This window comes from Streptomyces sp. MBT65 (assembly GCF_016612545.1).
Lineage (GTDB): Bacteria > Actinomycetota > Actinomycetes > Streptomycetales > Streptomycetaceae > Streptomyces.
On the sequence record NZ_JAENRY010000030.1, the window covers coordinates 33357 to 51469 of the forward strand.

At 69.8% G+C, this 18113-nt stretch carries 17 protein-coding genes and 1 pseudogene; 11 read left to right on the forward strand and 7 right to left on the reverse strand.

The window, feature by feature from the left end:
- Nucleotides 1–104 precede the first annotated feature (104 nt).
- Nucleotides 105–297: pseudogene (locus JHN63_RS09450) on the forward strand (gfo/Idh/MocA family oxidoreductase); the annotation flags it as partial.
- A gap of 3 nt (nucleotides 298–300) precedes the next feature.
- On the opposite strand, the gene JHN63_RS09455 reads toward JHN63_RS09450, so the two are convergent.
- The 4 genes from JHN63_RS09455 to JHN63_RS09470 form a co-directional block, all read right to left on the reverse strand.
- Nucleotides 301–1776: an MFS transporter gene (locus JHN63_RS09455; protein WP_200678771.1), complete on the reverse strand. Its 1476-nt coding sequence runs from the start codon at nucleotides 1774–1776 to the stop codon at nucleotides 301–303.
- 335 nt (nucleotides 1777–2111) lie between these two features.
- Nucleotides 2112–2681 carry a hypothetical protein gene (locus tag JHN63_RS09460; protein WP_200678773.1) on the reverse strand — a complete coding sequence of 190 codons (570 nt, stop codon included), beginning with the start codon at nucleotides 2679–2681 and terminating at the stop codon, nucleotides 2112–2114.
- Between the two features lie 148 nt (nucleotides 2682–2829).
- Nucleotides 2830–3507, reverse strand: a complete 678-nt coding sequence (locus JHN63_RS09465) for a DUF4328 domain-containing protein (RefSeq protein ID WP_200678774.1) — start codon at nucleotides 3505–3507, stop codon at nucleotides 2830–2832.
- A 64-nt stretch (nucleotides 3508–3571) separates the two neighbouring features.
- On the reverse strand, nucleotides 3572–5194 hold the full coding sequence (locus JHN63_RS09470) for a glycoside hydrolase family 20 protein (protein WP_200678828.1): 1623 nt from the start codon (nucleotides 5192–5194) through the stop codon (nucleotides 3572–3574).
- Between the two features lie 256 nt (nucleotides 5195–5450).
- Here JHN63_RS09470 and JHN63_RS09475 point away from each other — a divergent pair, with 256 nt between their 5' ends.
- The 6 genes from JHN63_RS09475 to JHN63_RS09500 all read left to right on the forward strand — a co-directional run bounded on the left by JHN63_RS09475 (nucleotide 5451) and on the right by JHN63_RS09500 (nucleotide 10479).
- Entirely contained in the window at nucleotides 5451–6017 is a 567-nt protein-coding gene (locus tag JHN63_RS09475; protein WP_200678775.1) for a 2-oxo-4-hydroxy-4-carboxy-5-ureidoimidazoline decarboxylase, read from the forward strand.
- 263 nt (nucleotides 6018–6280) lie between these two features.
- Nucleotides 6281–6661, forward strand: coding sequence for a succinate dehydrogenase, cytochrome b556 subunit (gene sdhC / locus JHN63_RS09480; RefSeq protein WP_037750247.1), 381 nt, complete (start codon nucleotides 6281–6283; stop codon nucleotides 6659–6661).
- Nucleotides 6662–6666: 5 nt separating this feature from the next.
- The gene (locus tag JHN63_RS09485) at nucleotides 6667–7149 is read left to right on the forward strand and encodes a succinate dehydrogenase hydrophobic membrane anchor subunit (RefSeq protein WP_026150201.1); all 483 of its coding nucleotides are present in this window, start codon (nucleotides 6667–6669) and stop codon (nucleotides 7147–7149) included.
- A gap of 30 nt (nucleotides 7150–7179) precedes the next feature.
- On the forward strand, nucleotides 7180–8934 hold the full coding sequence (gene sdhA / locus JHN63_RS09490; RefSeq protein WP_200678776.1) for a succinate dehydrogenase flavoprotein subunit: 1755 nt from the start codon (nucleotides 7180–7182) through the stop codon (nucleotides 8932–8934).
- Nucleotides 8934–9713 carry a succinate dehydrogenase iron-sulfur subunit gene (locus tag JHN63_RS09495; protein ID WP_200678777.1) on the forward strand — a complete coding sequence of 260 codons (780 nt, stop codon included), beginning with the start codon at nucleotides 8934–8936 and terminating at the stop codon, nucleotides 9711–9713. The genes sdhA and JHN63_RS09495 overlap by 1 nt, the downstream gene beginning before the upstream one ends.
- Nucleotides 9714–9870: 157 nt before the next feature.
- Entirely contained in the window at nucleotides 9871–10479 is a 609-nt protein-coding gene (locus JHN63_RS09500; RefSeq protein WP_200678778.1) for a Uma2 family endonuclease, read from the forward strand.
- A gap of 6 nt (nucleotides 10480–10485) precedes the next feature.
- On the opposite strand, the gene JHN63_RS09505 is transcribed toward JHN63_RS09500, so the two are convergent.
- Both JHN63_RS09505 and JHN63_RS09510 read right to left on the reverse strand, forming a co-directional pair.
- The gene (locus tag JHN63_RS09505; protein WP_200678779.1) at nucleotides 10486–12969 is read right to left on the reverse strand and encodes a DUF4132 domain-containing protein; all 2484 of its coding nucleotides are present in this window, start codon (nucleotides 12967–12969) and stop codon (nucleotides 10486–10488) included.
- The gene (locus JHN63_RS09510; protein WP_307781857.1) at nucleotides 12969–13274 is read right to left on the reverse strand and encodes a hypothetical protein; all 306 of its coding nucleotides are present in this window, start codon (nucleotides 13272–13274) and stop codon (nucleotides 12969–12971) included. The genes JHN63_RS09505 and JHN63_RS09510 overlap by 1 nt, the downstream gene beginning before the upstream one ends.
- A 172-nt stretch (nucleotides 13275–13446) precedes the next feature.
- On the opposite strand from JHN63_RS09510, the gene JHN63_RS09515 reads away from it, so the two are divergent.
- The 4 genes from JHN63_RS09515 (at nucleotide 13447) to JHN63_RS09530 (ending at nucleotide 15673) form a co-directional block, all read left to right on the forward strand.
- Nucleotides 13447–13857, forward strand: coding sequence for a VOC family protein (locus tag JHN63_RS09515; RefSeq protein ID WP_200678781.1), 411 nt, complete (start codon nucleotides 13447–13449; stop codon nucleotides 13855–13857).
- Nucleotides 13858–13953: 96 nt separating this feature from the next.
- On the forward strand, nucleotides 13954–14361 hold the full coding sequence (locus JHN63_RS09520) for a hypothetical protein (protein ID WP_200678783.1): 408 nt from the start codon (nucleotides 13954–13956) through the stop codon (nucleotides 14359–14361).
- Nucleotides 14358–14876 (forward strand): thiol-disulfide oxidoreductase DCC family protein, encoded by a 519-nt coding sequence (locus JHN63_RS09525; RefSeq protein ID WP_374222905.1) that lies wholly within the window; start codon nucleotides 14358–14360, stop codon nucleotides 14874–14876. The genes JHN63_RS09520 and JHN63_RS09525 overlap by 4 nt, the downstream gene beginning before the upstream one ends.
- Nucleotides 14877–14887: 11 nt before the next feature.
- Nucleotides 14888–15673: a TetR/AcrR family transcriptional regulator gene (locus JHN63_RS09530; protein WP_200678785.1), complete on the forward strand. Its 786-nt coding sequence runs from the start codon at nucleotides 14888–14890 to the stop codon at nucleotides 15671–15673.
- A 9-nt stretch (nucleotides 15674–15682) separates the two neighbouring features.
- On the opposite strand, the gene JHN63_RS09535 is transcribed toward JHN63_RS09530, so the two are convergent.
- Nucleotides 15683–18082 (reverse strand): MMPL family transporter, encoded by a 2400-nt coding sequence (locus JHN63_RS09535; protein ID WP_200678831.1) that lies wholly within the window; start codon nucleotides 18080–18082, stop codon nucleotides 15683–15685.
- Between the last annotated feature and the right edge of the window lie 31 nt (nucleotides 18083–18113).

Below are 18113 nucleotides of genomic sequence, written 5' to 3' on the forward strand. Positions count from 1 at the left end.
CCGGCGCGGGCTCCCGTGTCACCGCCCTCGCCGACCCCGCCCCGGCGGCCCGCGCGGCGGCGGCCGAGAACGTGTCGTTGGTCAACATGCGCTTGGACAACGGGGTGTTGGCCGACGAGTTCGTGCGGTTCGTACGGGCACGGCGGACGTACCGACACCTCGCCGGCCGCCGCGTGGATGGCGGTGGCCGCCGGGGCGGGGGCCACCGAGTCACTGCGGGACGGCGGTACCCCGCGTGAAGTACCGCCCCTCGAACCGGAGTTGGTCGCCTGCTTCGAGCGGGGTCAGACGCCGTAGACGCTAGATCGTGGTGTCCACCGGCTGTTGGGGGGTCTCCGTCGGGACGGCGCCCGGTGTGGGTACCCGATCCGCGTTCACCAGGACGCCCGCGATGAGCGCGGCCAGCAGGATCGAGGCCATCGCCCACCAGGTGGCGACGTTGAAGCCGTGCACCGCGGCCTTCGCCTCAAGGAGTTGCTTGTTCACGCCGGGGCCGGCGTGCGCGGTGGCGTAGCGGGTGGTGACCGTGGCGGCGATCGTGTTGAGGAGGGCCGTACCGATCGAACCGCCCACCTGCTGGGCCGTGTTGAAGGTGGCGGAGGCGGCGCCGGAGTCGCGCGGGGCGACGCCTCCGGTGGCCAGGGACACCGAGGTCATCATCGCCGTACCCATGCCGAGGCCGAGCATCAGCATGCCGGGCAGGATGTACGTGGCGTACGCGGGCTCCACCCCGACCTGGGCGATCAGCGCGAGCGCGCCCGCCGCGACCAGCAGGCCCGGGACCATCAGGGTGCGCGGCGGGACCTTGTACAGCAGCCGGGCCGCGACCTGCGTGGAGCCGGTGATCATGCCGACGGTGATGGGGAGATAGGCGACGCCCGTCTTGACCGGCGAATAGCCCAGGACGCGCTGCATGTAGTAGGTGAGGAAGAGGAACACACCGAACATGCCGATGGTGACGAACAGGATGGTCAGGAACGCGCCGACCCGCTGCCGGTCCTTCACCACCGTCATCGGCAGCAGCGGAACGCGCGCCCTCGTCTGCCAGAACCCGAAGGCGGCGAGCAGGACGACCCCGGCCGCGAGCAGTGTCAGCACCAGCCCGTCGCCCCAACTCCGCGACTCCGCCTCGGAGAAGCCGTAGACGAGGGTGAGCATGCCGGCCGAGCCGAGGAGCGCGCCGGGGATGTCGAGGTGCGCTTCCGGGTGCCGGGAGCTGTCGCTGAGCAGGACCCAGGCGCCGGCGAACGCGATCAGCGCGATGGGCACGTTGACGTAGAGGCACCAGCGCCAGTCCAGGTACTGGGTGAGGAATCCGCCCGCGAGGAGTCCGACGGCCGCGCCCGCGCCGACAATCGCGCCGAACACACCGAAGGCCTTGCCGCGGTCCTTCGGGTCGGTGAACGTCGTCGTCAGCAGCGACAGCGCGGAGGGGGCCAGCAGGGCGGCGAAGACACCTTGCAGCGCCCGGGCGCCGAACAGCATGCCCTGGTTGGCGGCGGCACCGCCGAGCGCGGACGCGGCGGCGAAGCCGATCAGCCCGATCATGAAGGTGTTCTTGCGCCCGGCGAGGTCGGCGACACGGCCACCGAGCAGCAGCAGCCCGCCGAAGGCGAGCGTGTAGGCGGTGATGACCCACTGCCGGTTCCCGTCCGACATGTTGAGGTCGACCTGGGCGGACGGCAGCGCGATGTTCACGATGGTCATGTCGAGGACGACCATCAACTGCGCGAGCGCGATGACGACCAGCGCCCACCAACGACGGTTCTCGGCCATATGCCCTCCCCGGTCCGACGGCCGCCTTCATCGTCCTCCCGGACCCCACCGTTGGGGAACGCCAGCGTCTCTTATTACCCCGATTTTGCCGAGCCCCGCACAGCCGCCCCCACACCGAACTCCCTTACGACCGAACGCCGTTCGCCGCGTCCCGGCACAGTGCCTACGGCGACCCGTGCCCACCGACACAGCGCCGGTCCGCCGAGGGCGCCCGGTGGCGGGACGCTGTTCCGGCACCCCGCCCGGACATCTCCCCGCGCCGCGCAGGACCGCCCGACCCCACCGAACTCCCTTACCGCCGAACGCCGTTCACGGCCCCCGCCCCGGCCCCGTCCTCAACTCCGCCCGCGTGCCCGCCGCGAGACCACCGCGCGCAGCACCCGGCGGCCCTCCGTCGACACCGCGAGCACCTGGCGCAGTCCGCCGGGGGCGGTGGTGGCGAGGAGTTCGAGGACGGTGATCTGGCGCCGCAGCTCGGCGGCGACGAGGGGGGACATTCCGTCCGTACGGCCCTCACGGCGCGAGGCGATCGCGTCCGCGTCGTCGGTGGGGGCCATGACCTCCAGGAGCCGGTGGATCCGAAGCGAGGCGAGCGAGCAGGCGTCGGCCCACTCCCGCACCGCCGCGCCGACCGGCATCGCGGGCGCCGTCGCGAGCATCGTGCGGGCGAGGGCCACGGCACGGTCCTCGCCGGGTTCCTCGAAGAGGGCGGGCAGCTTGGCGCGCGCCTGCTCCAGGCACTCCCCCCACGTCTCCCCCACGGCGCCCTCCGCGAGGCTGGACCACAGGGGCCGCAGCACCTCGTCGTCGCCGCCGAGCAACGGCACGCACCGATCCAAACAAGCCAGTCCGCCGACGGCCAGCGCACGTTCGTCGGCCTGTGCGATCAGTTCCGCCAGACTCATCCAGACCTCCCTCTTCGGGGCCCCTCCCCTATGGAGCCCGCGTTTCCCCAAACTGCGTGCTCCACCCCGGGAGTGTCACACGGGAGCGCCCTGAACAGGTCGAGAAACGGAAGAAGAGATTTTCGGCCAACTGTCGGCCACCTGGTCGTCAGACCGTGAGCGGCACAGCCCGCCCCGCCAGTGCCTTGTCCCGCTGCATACGGGTCAGGCGCAGGACGACGAGGATCGCGAGGACGCCGGCCGCGATCTCGACGGCGTCGGCGAGCAGCGACAACTGGAGGACGGCGTGGTTCTCGCCGGGCTCGGCGCTCTCCTTGTAGTGCAGGCCGCCCACCCGGTCGGCGAAGAGCGACAGGAGCCACAGCGTCCACCACACGTTGACCAGGAGATGCGACCTGCGGGCGCCCACCGGGCTGCTGGCGTCCCAGATCTCCAGGGTGATCCGGCGCGGGTACCAGAGGTTCAGGAACGGCACGAACCAACCGACCACCGCCCACCAGGACTTCATGCTCTGCTCGGCCGGATCGAACACCTCGGCGTTCCCGCGCACCAGCACGAACCAGGACACGTACACGATGACGCACACGAGCATCGCGCCCGAATGGACCTTCTCGGCCAGCGAGTCGAGCGTCTCCGCGGCATCCGACCTCCGGAGCACCGCGCTGCCGGTCGCGCCGTTCATGAGGTCGCCCGTCACGTCGTACAGCTTGAATCCGGCGTAGCCGGCGAACAGATCGGCGGCGACGACGATCCCGAGCAGCGCGGCGGCGGCCCGGCCGAGGCCGACCGGCGAGCGGAGCCGGGACACGGTTCTGGGCGTGGGCACGGGAACGGACACGATGAAGCAACCCCCCGAGTGCGGACAACAGGGAGGAACATACCGTCCGCCCTCAACCCACCTTGTCCGCCAGGGACTTGAACTGCGTCCAGGTCAGCGCCGGTGTCCCCGGATCCCACAGCTTCTGGACCGTGGCCCGCAGCGGCATCCGGATGCCGGCCGCGACCTGCGCCTGCGTCTGCGAGTTGGCCAGGTCGCACCAGACCGCGAAGGAGCCGCCGAGGATCTGGCCGTCGTACTTCGCCGGGACGGCCTGCGTGCCGCGCAGCACGCGCGGGTTCCACTGCTCGTAGATCCGCCGTCCCGTCGGATAGACGAAGGTCTGCGGCTCACCGAGGACGTAATAGAGGTACTCGTCGTTGTAGTTGAGGACCTTGCGGCCCGCGCTCAGATACGCGACGGGCTGCCGGGCGCCGATCTCCTTGCCCGTCCAGTAGGCCACCTGGAGATCCTTGGCCGCCGCCACCGAAGTCCCCTTGAAGAAGCCGTCGTTCCACACCCGCATCGTGCGGTCGTGGTCGCGGACCGTGTCGGCGCGGTCGTTGAGCCAGCCGGCGGTGAGGTCGGCGACGGTGCCGCCGGAACCGTAGGCCTTCGTCGCGGCGGCGGCCAACTGCGGGAAGGACGCCTGGGGGTTGGCGACGGTCAGCGCCTGGTACTCGTCGCCGCCGAGGTGCCACTGGTCGCCGGGGAACAACCCGGCGTATTCGTCGAGGAGTTCGTCGACGACCGCGGCGGACGCGTCCTTGGAGATGTCGATCGCACCGCGCCTGGCGACACCGGACGCATTGCGCAGTTGCAGATCCGGGTGGGCGGCGAGCACCGCGCCCAGGTGCCCCGGCGAGTCGATCTCGGGCACGACGGTGATGTGGCGGCCGGCGGCGAGATCGACGATCGACTTCACCTGGGCCTTGGTCAGATGGTCCTTGGAGACGATCTCCGGGTGGGTCGTGGAGGCGATCCGGAATCCCTGGTCGTCGGAGAAGTGCAGCCCCAGTTCGTTGAACTTCAGGTCGCCCAACTCCCGTACCCGGTCCTCGATCCAGGACGCGGTGAACGGCTTGCGCGCGATGTCCAGCATGAACCCCCGCCGCGGCTTGGCCGGTTGGTCGTGCACGACGCCCTCCGGCGCCGTACCGCCGCCGTGCACCTCCTGCTTGAGCGTGCGGGTGCCGTAGAACACCCCCGCGTCCGAGGGCCCGCTGATGGTGACCCGCCCGCCGCGCACGGTCATCGCGTACGACTCCGGGTTCGCGCCCTCGTCGTCGTTCAGCGCCAGCCGTACGTCCCCGGCGCGCACGTCACTCGCCTCGCCGCCGTACGACAGCCCCAGCTCACCGGCGATCAGTCGCCCCTCGTCGACGAGGTCCGCGTCGTCGACGACGACCCGGTTCCCCTTGGCGGGGCGCCAGCCGGGGCCGCGCGCGGGAGTGTGCGAGCGGACGGCGGGGATGGTGCGGGGGGTCTGCGACAGCGGATAGACGCGGGTCGGACTCGGGGTGGGAGTGGGGGAGACAGAGGCCCGCGAGGACGAGGAGGTGCCGTCGGCGGGACTCAGCGCGGCGCCGACCGGGCTCCCGCCCTCCCCGGACGAGGCCCACAGCCCGAGGCCGACCCCGCCCGCGACCACGGCGGTGGCCGCGGCGACCGCGATCAGCCCCCGCTTCTGCTTCAGCCGCTGCTTCCGCTTCACCTGCTTCGCCGACGAGCGGCGCCTGTGCTGGCTCACGGCGCCAACCTACGGCCCCCGGTGGAGCGCGGGTGTCCACCACACGTTCCGAAACTCTCCCGTCCGGGTGAAATTCGGGCATCTGTCGAACACGTCATGACCACTCCAGATAACGTGGTGACGCACTTCTCACCACATCGCTCATCGCATCTCTCACCACATCGCTCATCGCATCTTTCATCGCTCCCCTGCCGCACCGTCCGTGACGCGAGGATCCACACTGCCTGCGCACCGCCTCCCCCACCTCCCCGGCCGAGTGGCCATACCGGCGCTGCCCGAGCAGTCCCGCACCTCGCCGTCCCCGAATTCGCTGGAGACGTTCAACACAGCGCCTCCCGAGGACGCCCGCCACACCCTCCTCGCCTGCCTCCACAGCCTCCGCTGGTCCCGCCGCCTCACCGACCACCGCCCCTACCCCGACCTGGACGCACTACTCGCCGCGTCCGACGAGGCGGCGTACGACCTCACCCCCGGGGACCTGGCGGAGGCGCTGGCGGGCGAGTCGCTGCCGGTCCTCCCGGACGACACGTACGAGGCCGCCCACATGGCGTTGGACGCGGCGCACGCGGCCTACGAGGCCCGCTTCGGGCACGTGTTCGTCATCTGCGCGGACGGCATTGCACCGGACGAGGTCCTCGACCACGTCCTGGCAGGCATCCGGTCCCGTCTGACGAACGACCCGGAGGAAGAGCGGGTGGTGGTGGCGGAGGAACTCCGGCGCCTGGCAAGGGAACGGTTGGCCGGGATTCTGAGGGGCGCGGGGCTGTGACATGTCGCGGCTCCGCCGTGGGGCGCGACCAGCCACAGCGGACCCGCACCCGGCGCGCAACGGAACCCCCTACCCCACCAGCCGCCCGAAACTAGCCCATACGCGCACCTTTGGGTGCCAGTTTGATCACACAAGCAGGCCCGCCGTAAGACCCCCGTCAGCGCCTGGTTACGATGCTGAGGGCCGGTGGACCGTACCCGGCCGGGCCCGACCGACAGAGAAGCCGGCGCGGCCCTAAATCCCCGCTCCCGGAGGGTTCTTCCGTGCCGGCTGGAACGCTGTACCGCGGCCGGGAAGGAATGTGGTCCTGGGTGGCTCATCGAGTCACCGGCGTCCTCATCTTCTTCTTCCTGTTCGTACACGTGCTGGACACCGCTCTTGTGCGTGTCTCCCCCGAGGACTACGACAAGGTCGTAGCCACCTACAAGACGCCGATCGTCGCACTGCTGGAGTACGGCCTCGTCGCCGCGATCCTCTTCCACGCCCTCAACGGCCTGCGCGTCATCGCCGTCGACTTCTGGTCGAAGGGCCCGCGCTACCAGAAGCAGATGCTCTGGTCCGTCGTCGGCCTGTGGGTCGTGCTCATGCTCGGGGCGATCTACCCCGTGCTCGGCCACGCCGCTCGTGTTCTGTTCGGGAGCTGACGCAGATGTCTACGACTGAAACCGCAGCGTCGGGCATCGGCCCGGTGGAGAGCGCGTCCGTCTACACCGTGGACAACCCCGCGCCCCTCATCGAGGCCCCCCGCAAGCGCACCAAGAAGACCCCGAAGTCGACCCGGGGCAATTTCGAGATGTACGGCTGGCTCTTCATGCGCCTGTCCGGCGTCGTGCTGGTCGTCCTGGTCCTCGGCCACCTGCTGATCCAGCTCGTGCTCGACGGCGGCGTCTCCAAGATCGGCTTCGCCTTCGTGGCGGGCCGCTGGGCCTCGCCGTTCTGGCAGGTCTGGGACCTGCTGATGCTCTGGCTGGCGATGCTGCACGGCGCCAACGGCCTGCGCACGGTCATCAACGACTACGCGGAGCGCGCGAACACCCGGCTGTGGCTCAAGGGCCTGCTCTACACCGCCACGGTGTTCACCATCCTGCTGGGCACGCTGGTGATCTTCACCTTCGACCCGAACATCCGCTAGGCCATCGGGCTGAGGGACTGAGGAATTCTGATGAAGATCCACAAATACGACACCGTCATCGTCGGCGCCGGCGGCGCCGGTATGCGCGCCGCGATCGAGTCGACGAAGCGCAGCCGCACCGCGGTCCTGACGAAGCTCTACCCCACCCGCTCCCACACGGGCGCCGCGCAGGGCGGTATGGCCGCCGCGCTCGCCAACGTGGAGGAGGACAACTGGGAGTGGCACACCTTCGACACGATCAAGGGCGGTGACTACCTGGTCGACCAGGACGCCGCCGAGATCCTGGCGAAGGAGGCCATCGACTCCGTCCTCGACCTGGAGAAGATGGGCCTGCCGTTCAACCGCACGCCGGACGGCACGATCGACCAGCGGCGATTCGGTGGCCACTCCCGTAACCACGGTGAAGCACCCGTCCGCCGGTCCTGCTACGCGGCCGACCGCACCGGCCACATGATCCTCCAGACGCTGTACCAGAACTGCGTCAAGGAGGGCGTGGAGTTCTTCAACGAGTTCTACGTCCTCGACCAGCTGATCGCCGACGTCGACGGCGTGAAGACGTCGGTCGGTGTGGTCGCGTACGAGCTGGCGACCGGCGAGATCCACGTCTTCCAGGCGAAGGCCGTGATCTACGCGTCCGGCGGCTGCGGCAAGTTCTTCAAGGTGACGTCGAACGCGCACACCCTGACCGGTGACGGCCAGGCCGCCGTGTACCGGCGCGGGCTGCCGCTGGAGGACATGGAGTTCTTCCAGTTCCACCCGACCGGCATCTGGCGCATGGGCATCCTGCTGACGGAGGGCGCCCGCGGTGAGGGCGGCATCCTCCGCAACAAGGACGGCGAGCGCTTCATGGAGAAGTACGCGCCGGTCATGAAGGACCTCGCGTCCCGTGACGTCGTGTCCCGCTCCATCTACACGGAGATCCGTGAGGGCCGCGGCTGCGGTCCCGAGGGCGACCACGTGTACCTGGACCTGACGCACCTCCCGCCGGAGCAGCTGGACGCCAAGCTGCCCGACATCACGGAGTTCGCGCGCACCTACCTCGGCATCGAGCCGTACACGGACCCGATCCCGATCCAGCCCACCGCGCACTACGCGATGGGCGGCATCCCGACCAACGTCGAGGGTGAGGTCCTCACCGACAACACCACCGTCGTCCCCGGCCTGTACGCGGCCGGCGAGGTCGCGTGCGTGTCGGTGCACGGCGCCAACCGCCTGGGCACCAACTCGCTCCTGGACATCAACGTGTTCGGGCGCCGGGCGGGCATCGCGGCGGCGGAGTACAGCCAGAAGGCGTCCTACGTCGAGCTGCCGGAGGACCCGGCGCAGCAGGTCATCGACCAGGTCGAGCACCTGCGCAACTCCACGGGCACCGAGCGCGTGGCGGTCATCCGCCGCGAGCTTCAGGAGACCATGGACGCGAACGTCATGGTGTTCCGCACCGAGCAGACCATCAAGACGGCGGTCGAGAAGATCGCGGAGCTGCGCGAGCGCTACCGCAACGTCTCGATCCAGGACAAGGGCCGCCGGTTCAACACGGACCTCCTCGAGGCCATCGAGCTGGGCAACCTGCTCGACCTCGCCGAGGTCATGGCGGTCTCGGCGCTCGCCCGCAAGGAGTCCCGCGGCGGTCACTACCGCGAGGACTACCCCAACCGCGACGACGTCAACTTCATGCGCCACACCATGGCGTACCGCGAGGTCGGCGACGACGGCACCGAGTCCATCCGTCTCGACTACAAGCCGGTCGTCCAGACCCGCTACCAGCCGATGGAGCGTAAGTACTGATGGCTACCCCTGTTCTGGACAAGGCGGAAGCGGCCGGCCAGCCCGAGCCCGGCTTCGCCGACTCCCCCTACATCACGGTCACCTTCCGGGTCCGCCGCTTCAACTCCGAGGTCTCGGCGGAAGCGGTCTGGGAGGACTTCCAGCTGGAGATCGACCCCAAGGAGCGCGTCCTCGACGGTCTCCACAAGATCAAGTGGGAGATCGACGGCACGCTGACCTTCCGCCGCTCGTGCGCGCACGGCATCTGCGGTTCGGACGCGATGCGGATCAACGGCAAGAACCGTCTCGCCTGCAAGACCCTGATCAAGGACCTCAACCCCGAGAAGCCGATCACGATCGAGCCGATCAAGGGTCTGACGGTCCTGAAGGACCTGGTCGTCGACATGGACCCGTTCTTCCAGGCGTACCGCGACGTGATGCCGTTCCTCATCACGAAGGACACGAACGAGCCGACGCGCGAGCGTCTCCAGACGGCCGAGGACCGCGAGCGCTTCGACGACACCACGAAGTGCATCCTGTGCGCGGCCTGCACGTCGTCCTGCCCGGTCTTCTGGAACGACGGCCAGTACTTCGGCCCGGCCGCCATCGTCAACGCGCACCGCTTCATCTTCGACTCGCGCGACGAGGCGGGCGAGCAGCGCCTGGAGATCCTCAACGACCGTGACGGCGTGTGGCGTTGCCGCACCACCTTCAACTGCACGGACGCGTGCCCGCGAGGCATCGAGGTCACGAAGGCGATCCAGGAAGTGAAGCGGGCGCTGATCACGCGGCGCTTCTGAGGTTGTTTCCGTACGGCTGCGAGGGCCCCGTTTCCGGGTTGGAAGCGGGGCCCTCTGGCGTGCGGCAACCCGTTTGGGTGAACGTGATCGTCAAGGACATACCGGCGCTGTCCGGCCTACGATGATGCTCTCGACACCAGCCCACGGGAGGCACCTGATGTCCGCAGCAGCGGTCGAGCGGCCGAATGAGGACCGTCCGTTGATCGCGGAGGCGAACCGGATCATGGATCGCCTCCCGGGCTACCGCGTCGAGATCATCGGAGGCCAGATCATCGTGTCCCCGCCACCGGACGGCCCGCACGCCGAGGCCTTGACCGACCTCATGCTGCCCTTCGCGGCTTCCGGTCTGCATGGGACGGAATCGAAGGTGCTCCAAGGCGTCGGCCTCTGGCTACCGACCGGGACAGAGGACTACGCGATCCCCGACCTTGTGGTGGTCGACGCCGACTACCGGGATCACTACGTCGAGAACAACTGCTACGACCCCATCTGCTTCCGCCTGGTCCTGGAGGTCACCTCCAGCAACTATCGGACGGACCTGCGAGACAAGGTGAAGGCGTACGCCGCCGCCAAGATCCCGGTTTACGTGATCATCGACCGCAAGCATCAGCGCCTCCACGTCCTGACCAGCCCCACAGGGGACGATTACGAGAGCCACCGGCCGCACTCCCCCGGCGAAGTGGTCACCCTGCCCAAGTCCATCGGCGCCGAAGTCACCCTCGACGTCGCGGAGATCCTCAAGGCCGGACAGCCCCAGAACGGCTGAGCGCGTTCACAACTGGCTCAGGATCGTCGGGTCCGTGATCCCCGTGTCGTTCGCCAACAACACCGCCTTACTGAGGATCACCGCCGACATCCGATCCCCCTCGTACGGCAGATACCCGGCCTGCGGAGCGGACGACGCCGCGCTCGGAACGATGCAGAGGTACCGGTCGTCCGGGGTCATCAGGATGTTGCCGGACCCCAGGTGGATCTTGTACGTGTGCCGCTCCCCCTTGACGTGCAGGAAGCGCCCCTCCAGCGTGCAGCGGTCCGCTATCGCGAGCCTCGGGATCAGGCGGGCCAGCAGCGTGCGGCGGGTCTGCGCGCTCTGGTTCAGCTCCGCGAAGCCGTACGACGTCCAGTACGCGCGGAAGCGTCCGCCGGGGCCGCCGTCCTGCCAGGTCGGGTCGTTGCCCACGCTGGCCACACCGACGAACAGGTCGACGTCGCGCAGGACTTCGGACAGGACGAGGGGCGGTACGGAGTCGAGCGGGAGCGGGTCGACCGCGGCCCTGCCGTCGCGTGGCCGCATGCGGTACTCGCCGCCGTAGCAGTGCGCGGAGTTGGGCGGGGCGTCGATCGGGTAGAAGCGGACCTGGTCGGTGCGCAGGTGCATGAAGCTGCCGGACGCGCTGAGGTCCGCGCGGTCGGCGCCGCCGTCGCCCCCGATCCAGTACTCGGCGCGCAGGCCCCACCGCGGGAGTTCGCGGACGGCCGGCGGGGCCTCGTCGTCGACGGCCAGCCGGAGTTTGTTGTGCCAGCCGCGGACGGCCGCCAGGGAGTGGAACTGGTGCTGGCGCAGGACATGGGCCGCGAAGCGGTTGGAGTACGTGGCCGTCGTCCGCTCGGCGTCGGTGAGGAGGTACACCTCGCGGTGGGCCTGCTTGAACGGCTGGGTGATCGCGTGCCGTTCCAGCCAGTCCCGCCAGGCGACGATCTCGTCGGGGCTGTGTCCGACCGGGTGCCAGAGCGCGACCAGCGTGCCCTCGGTCACCGGGGTGTCGGCGAGGGTGCGCAGTGCGCCGTCGGCGTGTCCGACCGTCGTCCCGTCGACCGTCCACAGCAGTCGGCGGGCCAGGGTGCCGACGAGGGGGTGGTCGACGTAGCGCTCGCGCCAGGCGGCGTAGGTCCAGGTGCGGCGGGCCAGGAACTGGCGGTCCAGGCGCTCGCTCTGCGCCGTGAGCATCTTGTCGATGTCCTTGATCGCGGCCTTGAGCTCCTTGAGCTCGTCGGCGTGGTCGCGGCGGACGGCGGCGGGCACCGCCTTGACGGCCTTTCCGGTCGCGGTGCGCCAGCTCAGTGTCGCTTTGGGGCCGTGGACCTCCAGGAGTGCCGTGGTCTCGCCGAGTGACAGCTCCACCCGGCCGACCTCGGTCAACCCGTAGGCGGGGACGGCCAGTTCCTCGATCTCCTCGCGGCTGAGGCCCTTCTCCTCGGCCTTCGCGTCCAGCGCCGTGTTCAGCAGCTTGAGCGTGCCCTTGTACGTGACGCGGGTGCCGAGGCGGGCGAGTTCGGCGAGGGCCGCCTCGCTGTCGATCCGGGACAGGGCGTTGACCGCCGCGTTGGCGACCTTGGGGTTGACCGGGCCCAGGCCGGGCACCTTGCGCAGCGCGGTCTCGACGAGGGTGCCGAGGGCGCGGGCGGTCTCGGGGTGCGGCGGCAGGAGGGCCAGCGACCAGGCGAGTCCGCGCAGAGCGATGGCGTTGTACGCGTCGAAGCTCTCCCCCGTCTGCTCCGTGGCGGCCAGCGGGTGGGTGCGCGGTCGGCCCACCAGCCGTAGCCAGGGCACCAGTCGGGAGCGCACCGCGTCCGGACCGACGGCGTCGACCAGTGTCCGTCCGGTCTTCTCCCACTTCGTGGAGGGACGGGCGGCGGTGGCGGTGGTGGCGTGGGCGACCAGGCGCCGCCAGTCCTCGCCGAGGTCGGTCAGTTCCGCGATCGCCGCGTCGGCCCAGGCCTCGCCGGGGTTCACCACGGGGTCGGTGATCCGGTCGACGATCGGGCCCAGCACATCGGCGCCGTTCCACCGCGTCAGGTGCGAGCGGCGGATCAACGCGACGAAGTCTCCCGGGAGTTCACGGCCCTCGGCGAACTCCAGCTCGGCGAGCCGGGCGAGTTCGTCGGTGTCGTAGTGCAGCTCCTGGTCGGCGAGCACGCGCATGAGGGTGGCGCGGGCCTCGTGCGGCTGTCCCTCGATCTTCTCGACTCCCCGGAGTGCGTTGCGCAGGCACGTGATGCGGTGGCGCAGGGCCGGGTCCCCGGCCGTCTCCTCGTAGCGCTCCAACAGCAGTTGGGACACCCGGACCTGGAACTGCGCGGAGGTGTCCATCACCGCGGAGACGACGGGGCCGGCCAGCCGGTACTGGTACCACTGGTCGTCGAGCAGTTCGGCGAACTCGATCAGTTCGAGGACCAGACGGTCGCTGTCGTCGGTGGCGATCAGGCCCCGGATGTCGCGGAGTTTCTCGTCGTACCCGGCGGGTGTGTCGCTCATCAGCCACCCACCAGCGCGACGAGCTTCAGGAACGTGACCTCGACGCCGAGCCCCAGCTCGATCTCCTCGTCGAACTCGGTGAGCTGGCGGTCCCCCACCAGCAGCAGGAAGCCGTTGCCCGCGAAGGCCGCGAGGGCCAGCTCCGTCTGCTCCTCGGGGTCTATCCGGCGGGGGGTGCGCAGCGCGTATCCGTTCAGCACCCGCTCCGTGTCGCGCGGCTGGACCAGGCCCTGGAAGACCTCCGGCGTCCGTGCGTTGTACTCGGCGACCTCCTGGAACACCCGGCGGCGGATCAGCTCGCGCACGCCGATGCGCTCCTCGGCGATCTCCAGCCCTCAGCCGTCGCTCCGGCTCCCGCTTGTCGTCTCGTCGACGAACGTCACGATTCCCATGCCTCCGACAGTACGAGGCAGCACTGACAATCCCGCGCCGAGGCCAATCCCGGCCCTTCGCCGATCATCGCTCTAACCTGACGGCATGTCAGATGAAGAGTCGTACGAACTGCTCGGCTTCGACAACGTCCTGCTCCCCGTCGGAGACCTCGCCGAGGCCGTCCCCTTCTACGAACGCGCCGGGTTCACCGTCGGGTTCCGGCTCGACGAGGCCGGGATCGCGATCCTGAAGGTCGGCGGCGAGACACCCGGGGTGCTGCTGCGGCAGGAGGAGGGGCTCGGGCACCGGCCGCCGGCCTGGCCCTCGGCCCGCGTGTGGCTGGAGGTGCCGGACGCGCGGAAGGCCGCGCAGCGCCTCGGGGCGGCCGGCATCGCGCTGCTCGACGCACCCTTCTCCGTGGCCACCGGGTGGACCGTCGAGATCGCCGATCCCTGGGGCAACGTCCTCGGGTTCACGGACTACTCGAAGCGGCCGGAGCTGGCGCGGCGGGTGTGACGCAGGTCCCAGCACAAGCGAGTTGAACACGTTCAAAAATGCTCCTACAGTTTCCCCTGTCAGCATTTTTGAACGTGTTCAAGAAGGGGGAGGCGCATGGACCGCACGGTCATCGCCTACGTCATCTATCTGATCGTCAGCATCGGACTCACCGTCTGGGTGGCCCGCACGCTCAGCCGCAACGGACGGATCTTCCTCGCCGACGTCCTCCGGGGGAACGAAAAACTCGCGGAGGCCGTGAACCACCTCCTGGTGGTCGGTTTCTACCTCGTCAACCTCGGGTTCGTCGCCCTGTACCTCAGCGGCGACGGCACCATCGACGACACCCGGGGCATCTTCGAGGCCCTCTCGAAGAAGCTGGGCGTGGTGCTGCTGGTCCTCGGGGTGATGCATCTGGGGAACGTGTTCGTGCTCAACAAGATCCGCAGGCGCGGGGTCCTGGAGCACGAGCAGGTGCCGCCGGTCGGGCCGCAGGGCTGGGTCCCGCCGACGGTCGGGGCGTGACGGGGGTGGCCCCGGCCACGGCACCCCGGGACCGGGACGCCCCGCGCGTCCCGGTCCACGGGCTCACCGTCCTCTACGACGCCGACTGCGCCCTGTGCGCCTTCGTGCGCGACTGGCTCGTACGGCAGTCGCAGTTGGTCCCCCTGGAACTGGTACCGGCCTCCTCCGAAGAGGCACGACAACGCTTTCCCGGGCTCGACCATCGCGCCACCCTCGAGGAGATCACCGTCGTCGGCGACTCCGGGCAGGTCTACCGAGGTGCCGCCGCCTGGATCGTCACCCTGTGGGCCCTGCGCGAACACCGGCCGCTGGCACACCGGTTGAGCACCCCGGCCGGGGCCAGGATCGCCAAGGGCGCCGTGCTCGCCGCCGCGAAGTGGCGCGGGGCGCAGTGGGGCCCCGGCGGGTGGGGCGGTGGCGTGTACCGGCAGCGGGACGGCTGGACGTACGACCCGAACACCGGCTGGTCGTACACCGGGCCGGGCTGCGCAGGCGGTTCCTGCGCCACTGGATAGGCTCTGTTTCCGTGCCCGCGAAGAACGACAGCCCCGAAGAGGACGGCGGTACGCCCGCCAAGTCCGCGAAGTCCGAGCAGACCCGCGCGCTGATCCTGGAGACGGCCATGCGGCTGTTCCAGGAGCACGGCTACGACAAGACGACGATGCGGGCGATCGCCAAGGAGGCGGGCGTCTCGGTCGGCAACGCCTACTACTACTTCGCCGGCAAGGAGCACCTGGTCCAGGGCTTCTACGACCGTCTCGCCGAGGAGCACCGGCTCGCGGTCCGCGAGGTGCTGGACAAGGAGACCGATCTGGAGGCGCGGCTCTCGGGCGTGCTGCGGGTGTGGCTGGACATCGCGAAGCCGTACCACGAGTTCGCGGTGCAGTTCTTCAAGAACGCCGCCGACCCGGACAGCCCGCTCAGCCCGTTCTCCGCGGAGAGCGAGCACGCGCGTGTGCAGGCCATCAGTGTCCACCGGGAGGTGCTCTCGGGGGCGAAGACCAAGGTGGCGCCGGAACTGCGGGACGTGCTGCCCGAGTTGATGTGGCTCTCCCAGATGGGGCTCGTCCTGTACTGGGTGTTCGACCGGACCGAGGGGCGCGAGCGCAGCTACCGGCTCGCCGAGCGCGGCGCCCGCCTCACCGCGCGCGGTGTGTCGCTGGCCCGCTTCCGGGTGCTGCGGCCGCTCGTCCTTGAGGTGCACGAGCTGTTCACGGACTTCCTGCCGGGCATGACCCACGCGCTGCCCGACCCGGCGAAGAAGAAGCGCGGGGCGCCCGCCGCCGGACCCGCCGACGACGAACGCCCCTGAGCGGTCAGGTCAGTTGACCGCGTCCACCTCGCCCTCGGCGAGCTCGACGTCGTAGACCAGCGGGCCGTCCGCCACGGTGACCTGCCGGGCGATCGCGCCGTACGAGGGTGCGGTCGTCGCCAGGAGGTAGGTGCCCGGTGCCGGCACCGAGACGATGTACGAGCCGTCCGCCAGGGACTCGACGCGGTCCAGTTCGCGTCCGCCGGTCGTCCGCAGCGTGACGGACGCGCCCTCCACGGGCTCGCCCTCGGCCGTACGGACGAAACCGTGGACGGCCGACGCCGGGCCCTCCACGACGGCCTGTACGGGCTCCTCGGCGGGTTCCACGGCGAGGTGCGGCAGGCTCTTGTCGAGCCACGCCGGGAGCCACCAGTTGGAGTTGCCCAGGAGGTGCATCGCGGCCGGCACCAGGGCCGTACGCAGGATGAAGGCGTCCAGGGCGACCGCGGCGGCCAGGCCGACGCCCGCCGTCGCCGCGCCCGTGTTGCCGCTCAGGACGAAGGCCAGGAAGACGCAGACCATGATCAGGGCGGCGGAGTTGATGACCCGGCTGGTCTCCGCGAGGCCGACGCGGACCGCGCGGGCGTTGTCCTTGGTGTGCACCCATTCCTCGTGCATACGGCTCACCAGGAACACCTGGTAGTCCATGGAGAGGCCGAACAGCAGGGACAGCATGATGACCGGCAGGAAGGCGTTGATCGGGCCCTCCTTGCCGAGGCCCAGCATGTCCAGGCCCCAGCCCCACTGGAAGATCGCCACCAGGACACCGAAGGAGGCCGCCGCCGCGATGAGGTTCATCAGGGCGGCCGTCAACGGCACCACCAGGGAACGGAACGCGAGCAGGAGCAGCAGGAAGCTCAGACCGATGATCGTCGCGACGAAGAGCGGGAGGCGGTCGCCCGTCACCGACGCGAAGTCCTTCGAGATCGCCGTCACACCGCCGACGTGACCGGTCGCGCCGGCCCCGGGGATCACCTTGTCCCGCAGAGTGTCGATCAGGTCGTCCGTCTCCACGGACTGCGGTGAGGTCTTCGGGACGACCTGGATCACCGTCACCCCGCTCACGGGCGGCAGCGCGGCGACCTGGGCGACGTCCTTGGTCGCCCGGATGTCCTCGACCAGGGTGGCCGTGTCACCGCTCGACGTGACCACCTGGAGAGGGCCGTTGAAGCCGGGGCCGAAACCGTCGGCCAGGAGGTCGTACGCCTTCCTGGTGGTCGTCGAGGCGTTGTCGTTGCCCTGGTCGGTGGCGCCGAGGCGCAACGACAGCACGGGGAGGGCGAGGACGGCCATGACGACGAGGGCGAGGGCGGCGATCCGGCGCGGCCGCTTCTGCACGGCGGCCGACCAGCGGACCGCGAGGTTGTCGGTGCGCTCCGGCTCGGGGCCGTTCTCCAGCTTGCGGCGCTGCTTGCGGCTGAGCACGCGCGGGCCCAGGAAGCCGAGCAGGGCGGGCAGCAGGGTCGTGGCCGCCAGGACGCTCAGGACGACCGTGAGCGAGGTGCCGACGACCACGCCGTCCAGGAAGCGCAGGTTCGTCACCAGCATGCCGGCGAGCGCGATGCACACCGTGCCGCCCGCGAACAGCACGGCCCGGCCCGAGGTGTTGAGGGCGATGACCGTCGACTCCTCCGGATCGAGGCCGCGTTGGAGCCCGCGTCGGTGCCGGGTGACGATGAACAGGGCGTAGTCGATGCCGACGCCGAGGCCGATCAGGGTGGCCAGCAGGGGTGCCAGGTCGGGGATGTCGGTGGTGTGGCTGAGGAGCTGGGTGGAGAACAGGCCCGTGCCGACGCCGAAGATCGCGATGCCGATCGGGAGCAGGGCGGCGTAGAACGAACCGAATGCCAGGAACAGGACGACGGCCGCCGCGAGGATGCCGACGCCCTCGGCTATGCCGCCCGGCGGTTCCTCGACCCGCTGGACGGCCTGGCCGCCCAGCTCGACGTGGAGGCCGTCACGCTGTGCGTCCTGCGCGGTGTCGACGACCTTCTGGACGAGCTCCTTGGGGACGGCGTTCGCCTGCTCGGCGAAGGTGATCTGCGCGTACGCGATCGTCCCGTCGGAGCTGATCTGGGTGGCGCCCCGGGCGCCCGAGTAGGGGCCGGTGACCCCGCCGACGCCCTTCATGTCCGCGATCCTGTCCAGCGCGGGCTGGATCCGGGACTGGACGGACTGGTCCTTCACCGAGCCCGAGTCGACCTTCCACACCACCGTGTCGGTGTCGCCCGAGCTGTTCGGGAAGGCCTTCTCCATCAGGTCGTACGCGCTCTTGGAGTCCGTGTCCGGGAGGGAGAAGACGTTCGCGTAGTCCGTACCCGCCGCCGTGGCCGAGAAGCCCAGGCCGAACAACGCCCCCACCCACAGCAACAGGACCACCAACCGGTGCCGATAGCACCACCGTGCCAATGCCGCCACGCTCAACGCTCCTTCATCGAAA